General features: G+C 62.8%; 17 protein-coding genes and 1 pseudogene. 9 read left to right on the top strand and 9 right to left on the bottom strand.

Annotated elements, in window-relative coordinates:
• The first annotated feature begins 4 nt into the window (after window positions 1-4).
• From ATO4_RS11170 to virB11, 6 genes are all read left to right on the top strand, one after another.
• A complete protein-coding gene (locus ATO4_RS11170; protein ID WP_083591593.1) occupies window positions 5-436 on the top strand; it encodes a hypothetical protein in 432 nt (143 codons plus the stop codon).
• 31 nt (window positions 437-467) lie between these two features.
• A complete protein-coding gene (locus tag ATO4_RS11175; RefSeq protein ID WP_083591594.1) occupies window positions 468-1,658 on the top strand; it encodes a type IV secretion system protein in 1,191 nt (396 codons plus the stop codon).
• Between the two features lie 96 nt (window positions 1,659-1,754).
• Complete coding sequence (locus tag ATO4_RS11180; RefSeq protein ID WP_083591595.1) at window positions 1,755-2,435, top strand: type IV secretion system protein; 681 nt, start codon at window positions 1,755-1,757, stop codon at window positions 2,433-2,435.
• Between the two features lie 2 nt (window positions 2,436-2,437).
• The gene (locus tag ATO4_RS11185) at window positions 2,438-3,205 is read left to right on the top strand and encodes a TrbG/VirB9 family P-type conjugative transfer protein (RefSeq protein WP_083591596.1); all 768 of its coding nucleotides are present in this window, start codon (window positions 2,438-2,440) and stop codon (window positions 3,203-3,205) included.
• Window positions 3,205-4,527 carry a TrbI/VirB10 family protein gene (locus tag ATO4_RS11190; RefSeq protein WP_083591597.1) on the top strand — a complete coding sequence of 441 codons (1,323 nt, stop codon included), beginning with the start codon at window positions 3,205-3,207 and terminating at the stop codon, window positions 4,525-4,527. The genes ATO4_RS11185 and ATO4_RS11190 overlap by 1 nt, the downstream gene beginning before the upstream one ends.
• A complete protein-coding gene (gene virB11, locus ATO4_RS11195) occupies window positions 4,527-5,579 on the top strand; it encodes a P-type DNA transfer ATPase VirB11 (protein ID WP_083591598.1) in 1,053 nt (350 codons plus the stop codon). The genes ATO4_RS11190 and virB11 overlap by 1 nt, the downstream gene beginning before the upstream one ends.
• 76 nt (window positions 5,580-5,655) lie before the next feature.
• Here virB11 and ATO4_RS11200 read toward each other — a convergent pair whose 3' ends face one another.
• The 5 genes from ATO4_RS11200 to ATO4_RS11220 all read right to left on the bottom strand — a co-directional run bounded on the left by ATO4_RS11200 (window position 5,656) and on the right by ATO4_RS11220 (window position 10,828).
• Entirely contained in the window at window positions 5,656-6,087 is a 432-nt protein-coding gene (locus ATO4_RS11200; RefSeq protein ID WP_083591599.1) for a type II toxin-antitoxin system VapC family toxin, read from the bottom strand.
• A complete protein-coding gene (locus ATO4_RS11205; RefSeq protein ID WP_083591600.1) occupies window positions 6,087-6,368 on the bottom strand; it encodes a hypothetical protein in 282 nt (93 codons plus the stop codon). The genes ATO4_RS11200 and ATO4_RS11205 overlap by 1 nt, the downstream gene beginning before the upstream one ends.
• Before the next feature lie 61 nt (window positions 6,369-6,429).
• The gene (gene virD4 / locus ATO4_RS11210) at window positions 6,430-8,613 is read right to left on the bottom strand and encodes a type IV secretion system ATPase VirD4 (protein WP_083591601.1); all 2,184 of its coding nucleotides are present in this window, start codon (window positions 8,611-8,613) and stop codon (window positions 6,430-6,432) included.
• 11 nt (window positions 8,614-8,624) lie between these two features.
• Window positions 8,625-10,355: a relaxase/mobilization nuclease domain-containing protein gene (locus ATO4_RS11215; protein ID WP_083591602.1), complete on the bottom strand. Its 1,731-nt coding sequence runs from the start codon at window positions 10,353-10,355 to the stop codon at window positions 8,625-8,627.
• On the bottom strand, window positions 10,352-10,828 hold the full coding sequence (locus ATO4_RS11220) for a DNA mobilization endonuclease VirD1/MobC family subunit (RefSeq protein WP_210191058.1): 477 nt from the start codon (window positions 10,826-10,828) through the stop codon (window positions 10,352-10,354). The genes ATO4_RS11215 and ATO4_RS11220 overlap by 4 nt, the downstream gene beginning before the upstream one ends.
• 376 nt (window positions 10,829-11,204) lie before the next feature.
• On the opposite strand from ATO4_RS11220, the gene ATO4_RS11225 reads away from it, so the two are divergent.
• The 3 genes and pseudogenes from ATO4_RS11225 to ATO4_RS28345 all read left to right on the top strand — a co-directional run.
• The gene (locus ATO4_RS11225) at window positions 11,205-11,903 is read left to right on the top strand and encodes an AAA family ATPase (protein ID WP_083591604.1); all 699 of its coding nucleotides are present in this window, start codon (window positions 11,205-11,207) and stop codon (window positions 11,901-11,903) included.
• Between the two features lie 5 nt (window positions 11,904-11,908).
• Window positions 11,909-12,517: a VirC2 family conjugal transfer protein gene (locus ATO4_RS27065; protein ID WP_139802393.1), complete on the top strand. Its 609-nt coding sequence runs from the start codon at window positions 11,909-11,911 to the stop codon at window positions 12,515-12,517.
• 231 nt (window positions 12,518-12,748) lie between these two features.
• Window positions 12,749-12,879, top strand: a pseudogene (locus ATO4_RS28345) (cupin domain-containing protein); the annotation flags it as partial.
• Between the two features lie 93 nt (window positions 12,880-12,972).
• Here the strand turns inward: ATO4_RS28345 and ATO4_RS11230 are convergent.
• From ATO4_RS11230 to ATO4_RS11245, 4 genes are all read right to left on the bottom strand, one after another.
• The gene (locus ATO4_RS11230) at window positions 12,973-14,301 is read right to left on the bottom strand and encodes a TRAP transporter large permease subunit (protein ID WP_083591605.1); all 1,329 of its coding nucleotides are present in this window, start codon (window positions 14,299-14,301) and stop codon (window positions 12,973-12,975) included.
• Window positions 14,298-14,882 (bottom strand): TRAP transporter small permease, encoded by a 585-nt coding sequence (locus ATO4_RS11235; RefSeq protein WP_083591606.1) that lies wholly within the window; start codon window positions 14,880-14,882, stop codon window positions 14,298-14,300. Before ATO4_RS11235 ends, ATO4_RS11230 begins: the two co-directional genes overlap by 4 nt.
• A 79-nt stretch (window positions 14,883-14,961) precedes the next feature.
• Entirely contained in the window at window positions 14,962-15,984 is a 1,023-nt protein-coding gene (locus ATO4_RS11240) for a TRAP transporter substrate-binding protein (RefSeq protein ID WP_245308692.1), read from the bottom strand.
• 71 nt (window positions 15,985-16,055) lie between these two features.
• Window positions 16,056-16,868, bottom strand: a complete 813-nt coding sequence (locus ATO4_RS11245) for a GntR family transcriptional regulator (protein ID WP_083591608.1) — start codon at window positions 16,866-16,868, stop codon at window positions 16,056-16,058.
• Between the last annotated feature and the right edge of the window lie 19 nt (window positions 16,869-16,887).

Consider the following 16,887-nt stretch of genomic DNA (forward strand, 5'->3'; position numbering starts at 1 on the left):
GCCATTGAAGATCCTAGCCCTCATTCTCACCGTGGCTGCATCGACGACTGTCCTCGCCGGTTCCGCCTCGGCGGATGAAAAGCGCGGCTTTGGATGCCGCTATGAGTCCAGCGTCGATAAAAGCGAATTGAATGCCCGCGCGCCCAACTACACCCTGCGAGGAATCCTCGAAGAATACAGGCTTCGGTGGGATGCGGCGGACGCACGCGCCCAATGCAAGGCGTTCGCCGAAGGCAAGGCCTACGAGATCGGTTGCCGTCGCGGTCGTCGTGATTGGGACGCCATTGCTGCGATGGTCCCGGACAAGATGTGGGACATGTCGAGGGCAGAAGCAAAGCCATTCCTTAATAAACTCAAAGAGGAGGATGACGGGTACAAGGCGGCGATCGATTATTGTCGGGACGTTGGCGCGGTCGAGAAAAGCTGGTCACGTTAACACGGCCACTACGCAATAGAGTATAGGGCCGATGGCAACATTCATCTCTGATACCTTGAATGAGGTTGACGCTGCTATTGCCGGTTATGCCGAAACTGTCTTTGGAAATTTCAGCAGTTCAGTTTCGACCCTTCTTCAGATGATGGGTGTCGTCGGCCTTGCATTCATTGCGCTGAATACGCTCGTCCAATGGGTGCCGGTCCGTGTGACGGATTACAGCCGATGGATGGTTCGGTACATCGTCATAACAATGATAGCGACTAGCTGGGCGCAGTTTCAGCCGATCTACGACATCATCACCAACACGCCAGGCGATCTTGGAGCGGCGCTATTGGACGCGTCCGGGCCATCGGATCTGAATACGGCTCTCGATGAGATGATTACTGGCTTGTTCGATTTTTCAGAAAGGGCAAACGACGAAAGCGGCTACTTCTCGATCAGCCTGACCGCTGTTTTGGTATGGGTCGTCGGCGCGCTGATGGCATGCGTTGCGATCATCGTGAGCAGCATCGCCAAGGTCGGCCTTGCGATGGCCGTCTCGTTGGCGCCAATCTTCATCCCGACTCTGATGTTCAAGGCAAGCGGCAATCTCTTCGAGAGCTGGGTTCGCTTCACTCTCGGCTTCGCGTTGATCCCGCTCGTCATGGCAGGGGTCATGGGTGCCATCGTCGGGATCGGGCAAGGGATGATCGCCGAGGCCGCCGACGCGGTGGAACTGTCAGAGGCAGCTGGATTCCTGATCGTCGGCGCCGCAGCAATTTTCCTGATGATCCAGGTGCCGACGCTGGTGAACGGCCTCGCCGGCACGTTCGTGGCGACGGCGAACGGCGTGGGGATTGCCCGCCAAGGGACGGGGGTCGCCGGCGGCGGCGTGAAAAGCGCCACGCAGATGGCAACACCGCGCGTCATGCAGGCGGCCTCGGCCATCGGTGCGGCCCGCAGCAGCGGAGGCGGGGCAGGATCGCGCGTCAGCGCCGCGCTGCAGGACGCAAAGCAAACCTCCGCGTCGATGCGCGAGAACCGCGAACGCATCGGCGTGCGGAATATGGAACGAGGCCAGCGCACCTCGATGGGGGAGCGCGCCGAAGCGGGGCGTGCAGCGATGCTCCAGCAGGCCCGCGAGAACCGGACAACTCGCGCTGGCGCCAACGGCAATCAAAGAGCGGCGATCCACAATGCCATGCGCTCGGCGCAGGAGCACAAGACGGGAGGCACCGGCTAATCGCCGCCGTCTCCTGCCGTCCGGGTAGAGAACCAATCCCCTGAACAGCAGGAGTTTGATTGCGCCCCGCTCGGCGCAGGAGAAGGAATTTGTCTGATGGCAAAAAATAGAACCAGCAACGAAATCGCGGCTGGGTTTGCGGACGAAGTGTTTTTCGGCCTTCGCCGTCAGCGGAACGTCCTCGGCTTCGTCGCAGCGGGTAGCATCACTGTAGCAATGACCTCGGTGGTGGCCCTCTGCCTCGCCCTGCCGATGAAGGAAATCCGGCCCTATGTGGTGATGGTGGACAGGTCCACCGGCGAAAGCGAACAGATCGTCTCGACGCGGCCGGGCTCGCTGTCGGATCAAGAGGCCGTCCAAGAAGCCGAAATCGTCCGCTATGTGACCGATCGCGAGACCTACGATGTGGCGGACAACGCCGAGCGCATTCCCATGGTCGCCAACACGTCGGTCGGGCAAGCCAGCGCGTCGATCCGCGCGCTCTGGAACTCCTCGGCCGACAACTACCCGCCCGATATCTACGGCACGGACACGCTGATTACCGTCAAGGTCAGCTCGATCTCGATGCTGGGCGACAAGACCGCACAGGTGCGCTTCACGCGCCGTCTGGAACGCCCTGGCGACAACCCGATTGAGCGCAATTTCGTCGCCACGGTCGGCTTCGAATTTCGCCCGCGCGTCGAACGCAATCTCGAACAGGTCTGGCGCAATCCGCTCGGCTTCACGGTGACGAACTACCGGGTCGATGCCGAAACCCTTCGCGCTCGGGAGAACTGACCATGAAACTTCGTCAGATGACTCTCGGTGCGCTGGCGCTCGGCGCTTCGGTGGCGGCGGCGCAAGCGGAAGTCAAACCCCGGCCCTACGCGGCCGATCCGCGCATTCGCCATTACACCTACAACGAACATCAGGTGTACCGGCTCGACGTGTACATGAAATTCATCACCTCGCTGCAATTTGGCGCCGGCGAGAACGTGGAATCGGTGCAGGTCGGCGATAGCGCGTCCTGGCAGATCGTGCGGCTCTCGCGCGGCGACGTCTTGTCGGTGAAGCCGCTCATTGAGAACGCCTATACCAACATGACGGTCTACACGGATCGGCGTGTCTACACGTTCGAGCTGCGCGCCAAGCGCGGCCGGGTCGGAGATCCGAGCCTCAGCTATCGGATCGACTTCACCTATCCCGACGAGGAGGCCGCGCGGCGGCGGTCGCAACAAGAGCGCGCGGCGCGGCCAAAGGACTTCGACTACTATTACTCGGGCACGGCCCGCAGCATCGTGCCGGTGCAGGTCTACGACGACGGCCGCAGCACCTATTTCCGCTTCGCGCCGGACAGCCCGCGTCCGGCGGTGTTTGCGGCCAATGCCGGCGGCCAGGAAGCCATCGTCAACGTCACTCAAACCCGTGACGGGTTCGTCGTCTCGCGCACCTCGAAGCGTTGGACGCTGCGCCTCGGCGACAAGATTATTCCCATCGCCCACGGCTCTGTTGCCCGCCACAGTGGCGGCGCGTCGCGGTCCGGCTTCTTGCGCGGGAAAGACCGCTGATGGCCGATGACAACACCGTCGATCGCGAACGCCTCGCCGCTGAGCGCCGCCGGGCGTTTGAAACCAAGCCGAAGGGGAAAGGCTCGCGGATCGTCATCGGCGCGATCATGGGCGTCGCCTTCCTCGCCATCGCCGCCCTCGTCCTGGCTCCGGATCAGGTGCGCTCGCTCTTGGGCGGACGCACCTCGACCAGCGAGACGATGCAGGAAACGTCGCGCACGGACAGCGGTATCTCGACGGAGATCACGGTGCCCGATGACGTGGATACGCCGGTTGATGTCGATCCACCGATGCGCCCGGAGCCGGCGCGTCCGGCAGCCGATGACAGCGAGTATCGGTCGAAGATTGCCGCCCTGGAACGGCAGCTCGAAGAGATGCGCTCGCAAAGCGGCAATCAGGTCGACAAGATCCGCTCCCTGCTGGATGAACAGGCACGAGCTCTCCGTGACCAGTTCGAACGGGAGCGAAAAGCGCAAGAAGCCGAGTATGAGCGCCGCTTGCGGGCCGCGCGCGAAGCGGCGGCCGCCGACAAGCTGAGCGAGGAGCAGGCGGCCGCTCGGGCGCGGCTCGAGGAAGAACGCGCGCGGCGCGAAGCGATCGCGCATGAGCAGGTCCAGTCGGATGCGCTCGTGCTGGACGGCGGCGCGAAGACCGCTGGCTCTTCCTCGGTGAAAGGAGGCGATCGCGAGCTTTCGAGCAATGAAGAGTTCATGCGATCCGCCTCGACGCAGAGCTACGACACGGTGCGCGCCACGACAATCGCCAATCCGGCGCGGACGATCGTGCAGGGCACGTCGCTTGCTGCCGTCCTAGAAACGGCGGTTTCGACGGAGTTGCCCGGCATCATCCGCGCCGTCGTCTCGCACGACGTCTATTCCTATGACGGCGACAACGTCCTTTTGCCACGCGGCTCCCGTCTGATCGGCACCTACAATTCCGACGTGTCGATTGCGCAGAACCGGGCGCAAATCGCATGGAATCGGGCAGTGACGCCGAAGGGTGTCAGTGTCGAGCTTGGCGGCTATGGCGCCGACCGGCTGGGCATGTCGGGTCAGTCCGGCCACGTCGATACGCGCTTTCGTGAACGCTTCGGCGCGGCCGCGTTGATCTCCCTCATCACCCTCGGCCCGCAATTCATCGTCAAAGACGGGTCCAGCGAAGGATCCAGCGGGACGGTGAGCGATGCGGCCGACGATCTCACCGGCGATCTGGAAAAAACCACGCAGAGCGTCATGGCGGACTATCTGTCGCTCGGTCCGGTGATCTACATCGACCAGGGCACGGCGATTTCGGTCATGGTCAACCGCGATCTCGTCTTCTGATGGGCGGTGCTCCGAGCAGCCACGCCGAACAAGGGCTCCTCCCCCTTCGCTCCCTGTTGATCTCAGAAGAGGTCAACGAGGTGGTGGTGAACCCTGACAGGCGCATTTGGGTGGAGTACGCCTCTGAGCCGCACATGCGGCTTTGGGACGGGGAAATTCCCGCCGCACGGCTCAAGACGCTCGGCTCGCATCTCGCCGGCGAGTCGAGAAACCAGCTCGGCCCGAACCACCCGATCGTGTCGGGCCGCGTGCAGGTGTTCGGCCAGTCGATGCGTGTGCAGGTGATCGTGCCGCCAGCCATCGAAGACGGCGTGTCGGTCTCCATCCGCAAATACATCTCCCGGGTTCTGGCCGTGACGGAAGTCGACTTCCTCGTCGGCCATCAGGTCGATGTGGAAGGTGAGCGGCAGGCCAAGCTGACCGCACTGGCGCAGCTTGCCGAGAGGGGCAGGCTGCAAGAGCTGCTGCAAAAGGCGATAGACGACCGTCTCAACATTCTCGTATCGGGCGGCACGTCGTCGGGAAAGACGACGCTTGCCCGCGCCATGCTCGCCTTAAGCGACCAGGCCGAACGGATGGTGACGATCGAGGACGCGCCGGAGCTACACTTGCCGCACCCGAACGCGGTGCCGCTGATCGCCGATCGGCGTCCCGGCTCGGAACGCTCGCCCGCCCGCCTTCTCGAAAGCTCTCTGCGGATGCGTCCGGATCGTTTGATCCTGGGCGAAATCCGCGGCGAGGAGGCGTTCAACTTCCTTGAAGCGATCAACACTGGCCATCCGGGATCGATCAGCACCATTCACGCCGACAGTCCCGCCCTGGCGCTCGAACGGCTGGCGATGATGGTGATGCGGGCGGGAATGAATCAAACGCGCCAGGATATCTTGGACTATGCGCGTCACACCGTCGATCTCATCATTCAGGTCGGCCGCCGAGGCGGCAAGCGCGGCGTGCTTGAAGTATACCGGCCCGCAGCGCAGGCACTCGATCCAATCAAGATTACAAAACCGAGTCATACCCAAGCAGCGACGAGCTTGCTGAGCGCGCGATAGTTCGCGTCGTGCTTTCAAAGCTGGTCATGACATTTACGAAGGGCAAGGTCCGTTATCGACCGGACCCTTCGGAGCATCAGGGGTTTATGGGCTGCCACGGGCATTCCAGCTCGATGTCGAACTCCACAAAGTCCTTCACATTCCGGGTGAGCAGAATGAGTCCGTAGTGCTTCGCAGTGGCGGCGATCAAGCTGTCGTAGTCTTTCACACCGTTCGCCGCCTGAAACTTGCCTGCAATCACCGCGATCGGCGTGGTGACCTGTAGGATCTGGCCATTGTCATAATTTCCAAGCACGCGTTGCTGGAACCACTCGCTGAGAACCGCCGCCTGTTGGATGTCGCCGCGCCTTTCGATCAGCTCGATCCCGCGTGCAATCTCCATAATGGTGATCACCGAGATGCGGGTCTCATCGTGATCGATGCCTCTCATGTAGGCGAGAACGGTGGCGTCAGAGCCGAGACCTTTTCGGATCTCGGAAACGACGTTGGTATCGAGCAGGTAAGCCATCAGTCGAGATCGAGCGCACGCGGCTTAATGGCGCGACGGTCGCTATCGGGCTCGAACTCGATGGCCGCAGCCGGCGGAAAGGACAGGGCATCGACCGCACTCAGTCGAGGAGCAGCGGCGCGTTGCCCCACCATCTCCGTGTAAATCTCATAAGACATCAACACGAATGCCGGACGCTTGTGTTCGGTGATGATCACCGGCGCGTTTATCGCAGCCCGCTTCGCCGGGCCGACGTCTCGATTGAAGTCACGAGAGGAGATCGTCGGATTGATGATGGACATAGAGATTCCAAAATAGGTACAAATGAAAAATGTATCTACTATTTTGCTGATGTCAAGCGGTCTAGCTGGCGCGATCGCGGAACTGAACCAGCAAGTCGTCAATAGCGCTCGTCTCAACCGATTTCATCGTCCAGTTGGCGGCGGGGCTTTGTGTCTCCGCAGGAGTTTCGGCCTCAGTCTTCTTGGCCTCCCGCGCTGTATCATCAAGGTCACCGTGACGCCGCAAGCGGCCTCGCGTGGTGTCGATTGCGGTGAGAAGCTGGTCCAGCTTCCGCTGCATGTCGCTCAGTGCTTCTAGTTTCTCCGGTTCGTTGTCCTCGATCGCCTCAGGCGCTTCGGCGCCGGGCTTGCCCGCCTCGCCCTTTGCCTCTTCGGTCTCGGTCTCGTCGTCGGCCCCGGGCTCAGGCTCGGGCTCGGGCTCGGGTACCTGGTCCTTTATCTCATCAGCATCGCTCTCGGCGGCGGCTTCAACCCCTTCGTCCTCCACACCATCGGCGGTATCCACATCGAGCTCGACCGCCTCGGCCTGAGCCTTGCGAATCTCATCCGCCAGGCGCTTTGCAAGAAACGGGTTGGTGTCCTCGGGATAGAGCGACGGTGGCTCGGGCAAGCGGCCGGTCTGCCCCTCGAATAAAGGCCGGAGCTGCTTGTCCTCGTAGTAAGTCACGCGCTGCGCCAGAACCGGTTTCATGTTCTGCACCAGTGCCACCACCTTGTCGGTGCCAAGCTGGCGCAGCTCGGCGGCCCTGATCAGCCGCACCCCCTCCTCTCGCTCCGAATAGGACGATGTGAACTCGTTCGACCGCCATGACTTCGACTTCGCGACGCGGGTAAAATCGCCGATGGCGCTCGACACATATTCCGGTGTGTCGTTGTCTGCTGGCGACATGAAGAGCTGCAAGCGGCAGTTCGCGAGAAACACCGCCGCACCCTCGCGACCATAAAGCCGCTGGTCGCGGATGCTGGCGAGTGTCTGCACCACGATCATGATGCGCCCGCCATAGCCGCGAAGTGTCGTGACCGCTTGCTGCAGAACCTCCATGCGCCCAAGCGAGGCAAACTCATCCAGGAGGAACAGCACCGGATAGGGCTCGTCCTTGCCGGGCTCGGCCCGCTGCAAGATGGCAATGGTCTGTTGGAACATCAGCCGAATGAGCGGCGCCAGCGGCACAAGGTCGTTCGGGGAGACGATAACGAAGATCGACGTGGGATCACGCCGCAAATCCTCGATCCCGAAATCCGACTCGTCGGTGGCATCCCTGACAGCCGGGTCGGCCCATAGACCGAGGCCGCCGTCTGCGAGCACCGACAGATAGGAGGAGAGGATGCGCGACTCCATACCCGCCATGCGATTGAAGATCTTCTTCGCCTCCTCGGCCTGTACCTCGCGGGCAAGGCGCTGGAAGAGCTCGAACGCCTCGCCCGGCTCGGCCAGCGCGTCGTAGATCGCGCTGATCCGGGGTTTGCCACGCTCGATGGCGAGCAAGGCCGTCGCCGCGAAGACCTCCCGCGCCCCTTCCAGAAAACCTTGTCCGTTGCCATGAGCCACAACCAAGGACGCGGCCAACCGGCGGGCCTCGGTGAACCGCCGTCGCGGATGAACCGCGGCGATGGTGGCGAGCGGATTGTAGCGATGCGTTCGTCCGTGCGGATCATAGGGCGAGAACTTGAACACCCGGTCGCCCATCGCGACGCGCCGACGGGCGGTCAGCTCGAAATTCTCACCCTTCACGTCCAGGCAAAACACCGATCCCTGATAGGTGAGCAAGGTCGGGATCACGACCCCGACACCCTTACCGGATCCGGTCGGCGCGGCGATCAGGCTATGCGGGATGTCGTGTGAGGTGATGAACGCGGCGGACGAGCGAGGCGCGCCCAGCTTGCCGTAGATCGGCCCGCGCAAGTCCTCGATCCTGGCGGTGAACCCTGCCCTGCGAAGCTCGTCGATCTTTGCCCACTCGGCCGAACCATGGCTCGTGCGCCTGGGCTTGTAGCCGATAGCTGGAACCGCCACGGCAGAGGCAACGGCGACGGCTGCAAGGATGACGAGGCCAGTCCTGAACGGCTCGCCGAACCGGCCCACGGTCCACGGTGCGTGCTCGAAAAACGCTCCGAAGCCGACATTGGCAATGTCGCCCCCGGCGCGCCAGGTCGTATAGCCGCCGCCGGCCAGCACCCCCAGCATGAGCCCGACGGTCAAACCGATCAGCGCCAGCGTGACGATCTCGCGAGCGGCTTTGCCCATGCTCTCCCCTCTTATAGCCCGCGTCCACCGTCTCGCTCACGCGCCTTGCGATCGGCGTTCTTGCGCAGCTGGTCGGCGTGCTCCTCATCCTGACGATCGGTGTTCTGTCCACCTTTCTCGGCCCCCGCAGCGATCGGGTCTTTGTCGCCTTCGGCCACGACGTTCCGCGCCACGGCCTGGCGCTCGCCGGGGACGGGCTGATCCTCGGCCTCGAGTGTTTCACCAGCCCGGGCCTCATCACGGGCGTCACGATAGACTGCGGCGATCTCAGTGTGCATCCGGTGCAACGCCTGATCCCGCTGCTCGACGGTTTCTTCGCGATCGCCCCGCTGACTGCGATGAAGCTCGCGCTCCTTCGCCTCGGCCGCGCCGTACTGGTCGGCCAACGCCTTCGACGGCGGGCTGCCGGAGTACCGCTCGACAGCAGCCTCGCCGTTGAGGCCGTATGCCTCGGCAATCTTGCGCACCTCCTTGTCGGCCGCCGCCTTGATCGCCGAACTCTTTGCGTCGGTGCCCTCGAAGCTCTGATAGCGGTTGGGCTCTGCCGAACGCTGGAAGTCACGCAAATTGGCGTCACGCATATAAGGCGCGGCCTCTGCTTTCAGGGCCGCCGCTTGCCGCATCAAACGCACGCGCTCGGCCGCATCAGGGAGATCGGCGATCCCTTTGTCGATCTCATCGAAACGCGATTGTGTCTCCGCACGGGCCCGGTCCAGTTGCTGGCTCATGGTGGCGATCTCCTTTCGCGCGATTTTCGTCCGTTCGCCCTGCCGTTCGGACAGGGCGTTGCCATGCTCGATGATGGCTGCGGCATGTCGCAGCGCCTGCGCCATCTCCGGCGCCTCTCGTTCCAGCATCTGCGCCTCCGCCGCGAAGCGTCGGGCGTAGTGAATGATCGCCGCCGCTGCGCGAATGGCGGAAACCTCCGTATGATCGGGCGCGACCGGTGCGCGCCGCTCCTTGGCGGCGCGACGATACTCGGCATCGGGAACGGTACGGTCATGGACGCCGCGCGCCAAGCGTGGCGTCGCCTCGAGATCGATCCCCTCGGCCTGCCCGACCTTCACGGCAAGATCGCGCATCGCGTGATAATTGAACTCGCTGCGCTTGGAGACCTTGAGCCACGTTCCGTTCTCCAGACCGCGCCGATGCACGACGACGTGCGTATGCGGATGGTCGCGGTCGGTGTGGAACGCCGTGTAGTAGTCGAAGCTGTCGCCGCCATACTGGCCGGAGCCGAACATCTCCTCGGCCCATGCGCGCCCCGCGCGGTCGGCCGCGCCATGGTTGGTGTCCTGCGGAAAGCTGACGATGAAGTGCGACGTGCGGTCGGCCTTTCCCTCTCCGTTCGCCGGCATGTTCCAGGCATCGACCATGGTCTCTGCCTCCTCGGCATCGAGCTCGATCCCCATGTACCGCTCGGAGCGTTGCAGTTCGACGTCGCCCTGACGCGCGAGATAGGCCATCTGCGCCTTCAATCCGGCCGTGTTCCGGGCGCCGCCGGATCGAACCATCTTCACCACGGCCTGGGCGTTGCTGCCGGGAACGGTCGGCGACATCGGCGCGCCGCCGGGCGCAATGTCCACCTCGTGCGCCGCCGCGATGGACTGGCGCATCTGCGCGCGCGCCTTGCCCTTGAAGTCGACCTCGCCCCAATCCTCGCCCATGACGGCATCGACCGCCGACACGTAGGCCGGCGCCGCGCGTCCGTTCGCCAGAAGATCGACGACGCGAGCACTCATTTGGAAGCCGCCCGGCACAAGCGCACCTTTCCATCGTCCCGCCGTGCGGCGGTAATCGTGATCTTGAGAAGATGCCGCTCAAGGCGCGCGAGCGCCTTACCGAGTTCGCGGCGCTCCTCCATGAAGGCGCGATAGTCCGGGTCGTGGGTCCGGTTCGCCGCTTTCGCGATCTGGTTCACGTTCCTCGCGATGCCGGTGATCTGCGCCTGAATGTCTCGGATGGCCGCAAGCGTCTCTGGGTCGGCTTCCAGAAAGCCCCCGATCCGGCGCGCCGCGATCCGCAAGGCGCGGTTCCGTTTGAGCCCGAGCGGGGCGATGGTGGCATCAAATTCCGCCAACTCGCTTGCCGTCATCTTCACCGGAACCGTTCGGTCGGCGGGTTCGGGAGTTCTGCTCGAAGCCTCGTCGGTCCAATCGCCGCCTGACATTCGGCGCTTTGTCCATGCCGGCTGGGGCTTGGCGTCCTCGGACATCGTCTGGCTCGAAGAGATCTGGGTTGGCTTATAATATGGCAAAGTTACACTTTTCCATATATCCTGCCTCGCCCTACCTCAACCCCTTCGCTTCGAGCCTCCACTGCCGCAGCCGGTCAACACGGCCAGGCAAGGCCCGTTGGTCATTTTGAAAAAACATCGGCGTGTCGGCGTATCGGCATCTCTCCAGATCGCTGCATCACTGCACCGGGATATCGGCGTGTTATCTCATCGGCTTATCGTCCTGTCGGCGGACCGGCTTTTCGCCATCTCGGTGCATCACTGAATCGTATTGTTTCCTTACCATTGCGCCGATATGTCGGCTGACAGGCGTTGGATGCCGCCTTGCTGAGCACTGAGAATCGAAAGGCGAGACATGAAGCTGATCGCGTTCACGTCCTTCAAAGGCGGCAGCGGCAAGTCCACGACACTTATGTCCGTCGCCTCCGTCCTCGTGGAACGGGGCCACAAGGTGGCCTGCTTCGAGGCGGACGATAATGAACCCCTTGCTGCCTGGCGAGATTACGGCCGGGAACTCCAAACCTGGGACGACAACTGCATCGTCTACGGCGCGCGCGACCTCGACGAATTTGAGGACAGTTACGGCGAGGCCGAGTCCGATGGCTGCGACATCGGCTTGATGGACACGCGTGGCGGCGGCTCGAACCTCAACCAGGCGGTTCTGATGAACGCTTCACTGGTCATCATCCCCACCGGTCTCAGCGTCATAGAGATTGACGAGGCACTGCAAACGCTGCGCTATGTCGTCGAATTCATGAAGACCGCGAACCGCAGCGTGCCGGTCGCCATGTCGATCAACCGCATCCCGACGGGACGTCTCTCCAAGGGAGAAGAGGCAAATCTCGAGGCCCTGCAAGTCGTGCCCGTCCTCGATATGAAGATGCCGTCTCGTCGGATTTATTCCGACATCAAGGGTCTCGGCCTTCTTCACCTCTACCACGCTCGCCTGCAGAACACGCCATCGAAGCGGATCGCGGCCAGTCATTCCGAGGTGGCGTTGGCCGAGTCGCGATCGTTGACGGACGAAATCCTCGCCGGATTTCAGGCGGAGTAACGGCCATGGGTTTCAAACGACCATCTCCCGACATGCCGGATTACGCCGAAGTTCGCAGCCGGATTTCGCCCCTGGGCAAATTCGCGAACAATCCTGTCGAGACTGAAAGCGCCCCACCGAAAAAGCCCCAGCGTGCACAAACGCCAGCGGACAATTCGCCGCCAGCTGCCCCCATCGCCCCTTCTGCGGCGGCAAAGCCGGCGCCGGCGAAAGAGCCTGGCCAGCAAAAGCCCGCCCCCAAGGCGTCCCGCTCACAGATTTCACCGGGCAACACCATCCAGCTCAAGGGAACGGCCGCCTATCCGGCAACGGGCCACGACGCACATTACGATCAAGCCGTAGCGGCCTACGGCGAAAGGCGGGCGCTTCAGCTCCTGCTACCGCCGGCGGTAAAAGCCTATGTTGCGGCGGTTCAGTCGGGCACGATCGGAACGACACTTGCGGACTATCCACGTGCAAAGGGTGGCTTGAAAGTCGCGCGAACCCTCGAGGTGTCGATGGTCGAACAGATCAAGGCGATCCTCGATCCCATGGGCCTCATGTCGCCGGGCAGCCTCGCCAGTGAGATATTCCGTCAGGCGCTCAGCTACAAGATGGGCGCGCGCGGCAAGTGAAGCGCCAAGGCGATACGGTTTCCCACAGCACGCCTCGCTCGATCCTTGACGTCTCGCTCGCGGCCGCTTCGGTCCCCGTCTGCGCTCCCAAGGTCGCTTCAACGCGGACTGGAAAACCGCAACCATGGTGCCGGCTGATCCGCCCCTGGCGCGCTTTGCGCGGGCACCGGGTGGGTGCAAGAGGAAGGTGGCGCAAAACCACGACATCAAGCCCGGCGACGTCGTCTGGCCCCTCCCGGCGTGAAGCACTGGCATGGCGCACGGCCGATACGGGAATGTCGCACATCGCCATCACCAATTTTGCTAACGGCGAGAACGTCACCTGGATGGAGAAGGTCACGGACGCCGAGTATGGCGAGTAAAGCTTTTCCAGGAGATTTGGCGAATGCCTCGAGATCAGGCTTTCCCTCAAGACCCGCACGGGCATTTCGGCCGGGGCTCGGCCCAAATCGGTATCATCGGCCGGTGATACCTGGAAATGCCACGAGCAATCCGACCGCGATGATCTGCAAACAGATGAACGGCAACAGCGACTTGAAGATGTCGCCAAGCGAGATTTCCGGCGGTGTGACGGATTTCAGATAGAAGGCAGCGGGGCCGAAGGGAGGCGACAGGAACGAGATCTGCATGTTCATGCAGAACAGGACGCCGAACCAGACCGGGTCCATGCCGAGGTCGCGCACGATCGGCACGAAGATCGGCATGGTGAGAAGCGCGATCCCGACCCAATCGAGAAATGCCCCGAGAACGAACAGAATGACCATCATCAACAGGATGATCACGGTCGGATTGTCCGAGACGCCGGTGATCAAGCTCGAGACGAAGTTCACGCCGCCCATCAAGTTGTAGACCCCGACGATGGCTGTCGCGCCGATGCCGATCCAGACGATCATGCCGACGGTGGCGAGCGTCTGCATCGCGGCGTCGCGCATCAGGGCGTAGGAGAATTCGCCGCGCAGGATGGTCGACAGGACGACGCCGCCGACGCCGATGGCCGAGGCTTCGGTAACCGAGGCGATGCCGCCATAGATCGAGCCGAGGACGATCACGACCACGAGGATCGGCAGGGCGAGTCCCTTGAGGAGCCGAATCTTTTCGGCGGTCGGGATCGGCTCGGTCTCAGGCGCCGGCACATAGCCGGTCGAGACGTAGGCACGAAAGAGAATATAGGCGACGTAGAACATCGCCAGCATGAAGCCGGGCAGGAAGGCGGCGGTGAAGAGTTCGCCGATCGAGACGTTCGCCGTCAGGCCGTAGATGATGAGAACGATCGATGGCGGGATCATCGTGCCGAGCGAGCCGCCCGCGCAGACGATGCCGATCGAAAGATTGCGGTCGTAGCCGAGCCGCAGCATCTGGGGCAGAGCGATCATGCCGAGAAGAACGATCTCGCCACCGATGATACCGCTCATCGCCGCCAGGATCACCGAAACGAAGACGGTTTGAATGGCGACGCCGCCGCGGATGCGCCCGGCGAAGAGCTTCATGGCATCGAACAGGTCACGGGCGATGCCGGACCTGTCGAGAATTGCCGCCATCAGGACGAACATCGGCACCGAGACGAACACGAAGTTCATCACGAAGGAATAGACGCGGCTGGTGATCAGCGGGATCGACATGGGTCCGAACCAGCCGAGCGCGAAGATCAGCGCCACGAGCAGCGTCACGAAGGCGAGCGGCATGCCGGTGAGCAGCAGCGTCACCAGCATGAGGAACATCACCATTGTTCCCCAGCCGATGCCAAGCGACTGAAGATTGAACGACAGATCGAGGATATGGCTCATTTGGCGGACCGGTGGGAGCCGCGGGCGTAATTGACCGCGAGAATGAGAAACTGAATCACCAGGAGCACCATGACGATGAAGACGAAGATCTTGATCAGGGCCGGGGTCGGCGGGCTCCAGGCACTACCGGTGGTCTCCAGCCGGATCGTGCCGGCGGGCGTCACAACGGCGCGCATGACCATGTGCCAGGCGGCATAGGCAAAGAAGCCGGAGGCGATCGCCGAGACGATCGAAACGCCGATATCGGCGATGCGCCGCAGCCAGGGCGGGAAAATATCGTAGAGCAGGACAACCCGGATATGGCTGTTCCTGGAGGTGCAGTAGAGACCGCCGAAGACGAAGGCGAGGCCGCAGAGGAAGACGCTCGTCTCATGCACCCAGATCGTCGGGCTGTTGAAGAAATAGCGCATGAAGACTTCGTAGAGCAGGATGGCGGCCGCGAGCACGATACCTGCGGCAAAGAGATAGCCACTGCGATCCACGAGCCGGCCCATCAGCCCGGCTTCCGGCGCGGTGCGGCCGCTGCCTTCGCTGGACGCGGCCAGATCGATCTCGTCTTCGGTGCGGGATGGATCGCTCATGGTAATCGTGCCCAAATGGGTGAGAATAACGACGAACAAAAACGGCCGCGCTTCTCATGGGCGCGGCCGTTGAACCTCTTTACTGGAGGAGGTTCTTTTCCTTCAGATAGGCGGTCAGCGTGTCGTAGACCTTCTGAGCCTGGGGCGACTGCTTGGCGATCGTCTCCCACTCCGCCTGGCCGAGCTGGCGGAACTTGGCGCGCTCTTCCTCGGACCAGTCGTGAATGGTGATCTTGCCACCCGCCTTGGCCTCCTCGACGGCCTTCAGATCAGCGGCCTTGTTGCCTTCGATCTGGGTCTTCTGGAACTCTTTCACCGTCTCTTCGAGCATCGTCTTGATGTCGTCGGGCAGCGCGTCCCACTTGCCCTGGTTCATCGACACCTCAACCAGCGGAAGCGAGTGAAACCCCGGATAGACGGGATTGGGGGCGATGTCGTTGAGGCCCTGCTGCTGATTGACCGAGAACACCGAGTAATCGGCGGCGTCGACGACACCCTTGTCGAGCGAGGTAAAGACTTCCGCCGAAGGCAGGTTCACCGGCGAAGCGCCTGCGGCCGCGAAGACGTTGGCGATCGGGCCCTCCGGCGAGCGCATCTTCAAGCCCTTGAGGTCGTCGACCCCGTCGAGCGGAACGCGCGAGACGAAGGCTTCGAGGCCGGGCGTCGAGACGCCGATGAAGTGCAGGCCGTAGGAACCGAGAAGGTCCTGCATGATCTCCTTGCCGCCGCCGTTCTCGACGAAGTCGATCATCTGCGCGGGATCCGACCACGCACCAACCGGATTGGCGATGAGGCCAAAGGCGGGGTCCTTGCCGGCCCAGTAGGAGCTGTCGCAGATCTGGCCGTCGAGAATGCCCGCGGCGACCGCGTCGAGCGTTTCATTGTACTCGACCACGGAGCCGACCGGCAGCAGCTCGATCTGAACCTTGCCGTCCGAGCGCTCCTTGACGAGATCCGTCCAGCCCTTCTGGTATTCGAAATTCGGGTTGCCCGCAGGGTCCGATGACTGGAAGCGGAATGAATAGTCTTGCGCGTTGGCGAAGCCGGCCATCGCGAGAAGTGCAGCGGCGCTCAGCGTCGTCGTGAAGATTGATCGTTTCAAAAAGGATCCTCCCTGGATTGCAGTCGTCTTGAAGATCGAGCGCGGCCCGTAAGGGTCGCCACCCGGGTTGTTCAGCCGCCGTCTTCAGCGGCCGGTCTCTTGGAAGCGAAGCCTGCCTCCTCGATCATCGGCGCAAAGCTCGCATCGAGCCATTGCGGATCGACGACGCCCTCCAGCTCGTCGATCAGGGCCGTGCCATAGGCGACGAGCGCATCGCACGCCTCCCGCGCCGCTTTCTCGTCGCCAGCAAGGACCGCGTCCATGATCGCGATATGACTCTCGACCGTTTTGGCGAGCCCAACCTCGCCGCTGATCCGGGTCAGGTTGAGATAACCGGTTCGACGCGCGATCGCATGCAGCGGCCGCAGCGCCCGTTCCAGAAAGCGCTCGCCGGAAGCTTGGATGAGCAGGACGTCGAAGCTCTTGTCGATCGCGTTGAAACGGTCGACCGTCATTGGTCCCGCCTCGCTTGCAAGTTGGCGCCGGAGATAGTGCACCCGCGCGCGGTCGTTCGGCGTCATGTTCCGCATCGCTGCCTCGGTCACGAACCTGATCAGGTCTCGTCGCAGCACTGCGAGGCGGCGCTCACGCGCAAGATCGATCGGGGCGATCCTCAGTCCGTTGCGTGGCACGATCTCGAGCAGGGTTTCGGCAGCCAGCCGCCGGACGGCCTGGTGCACGGGCGTCCTCCCAAGGCCGACCCTTGCCTGAATGTCCTGAGTCCGGATGAAGGCTCCGGGCGCAAGCTGCATCGAAACGAAGAGCTCCTCGATGCGCTCGTAGGCCGTGGCCGTCAGGTCTCCCGTGCGCCCGGCGACCAGATCGCCCGAGCTCGGCCCGCCAGCCTTGTCCCGCCTGTCAGTCGGAATATTCCGGTCTTCCATTGGAGAGGAAACTTGCAAA

This window comes from Aurantimonas sp. 22II-16-19i (genome assembly GCF_002088275.1).
Lineage (GTDB): Bacteria > Pseudomonadota > Alphaproteobacteria > Rhizobiales > Rhizobiaceae > Jiella.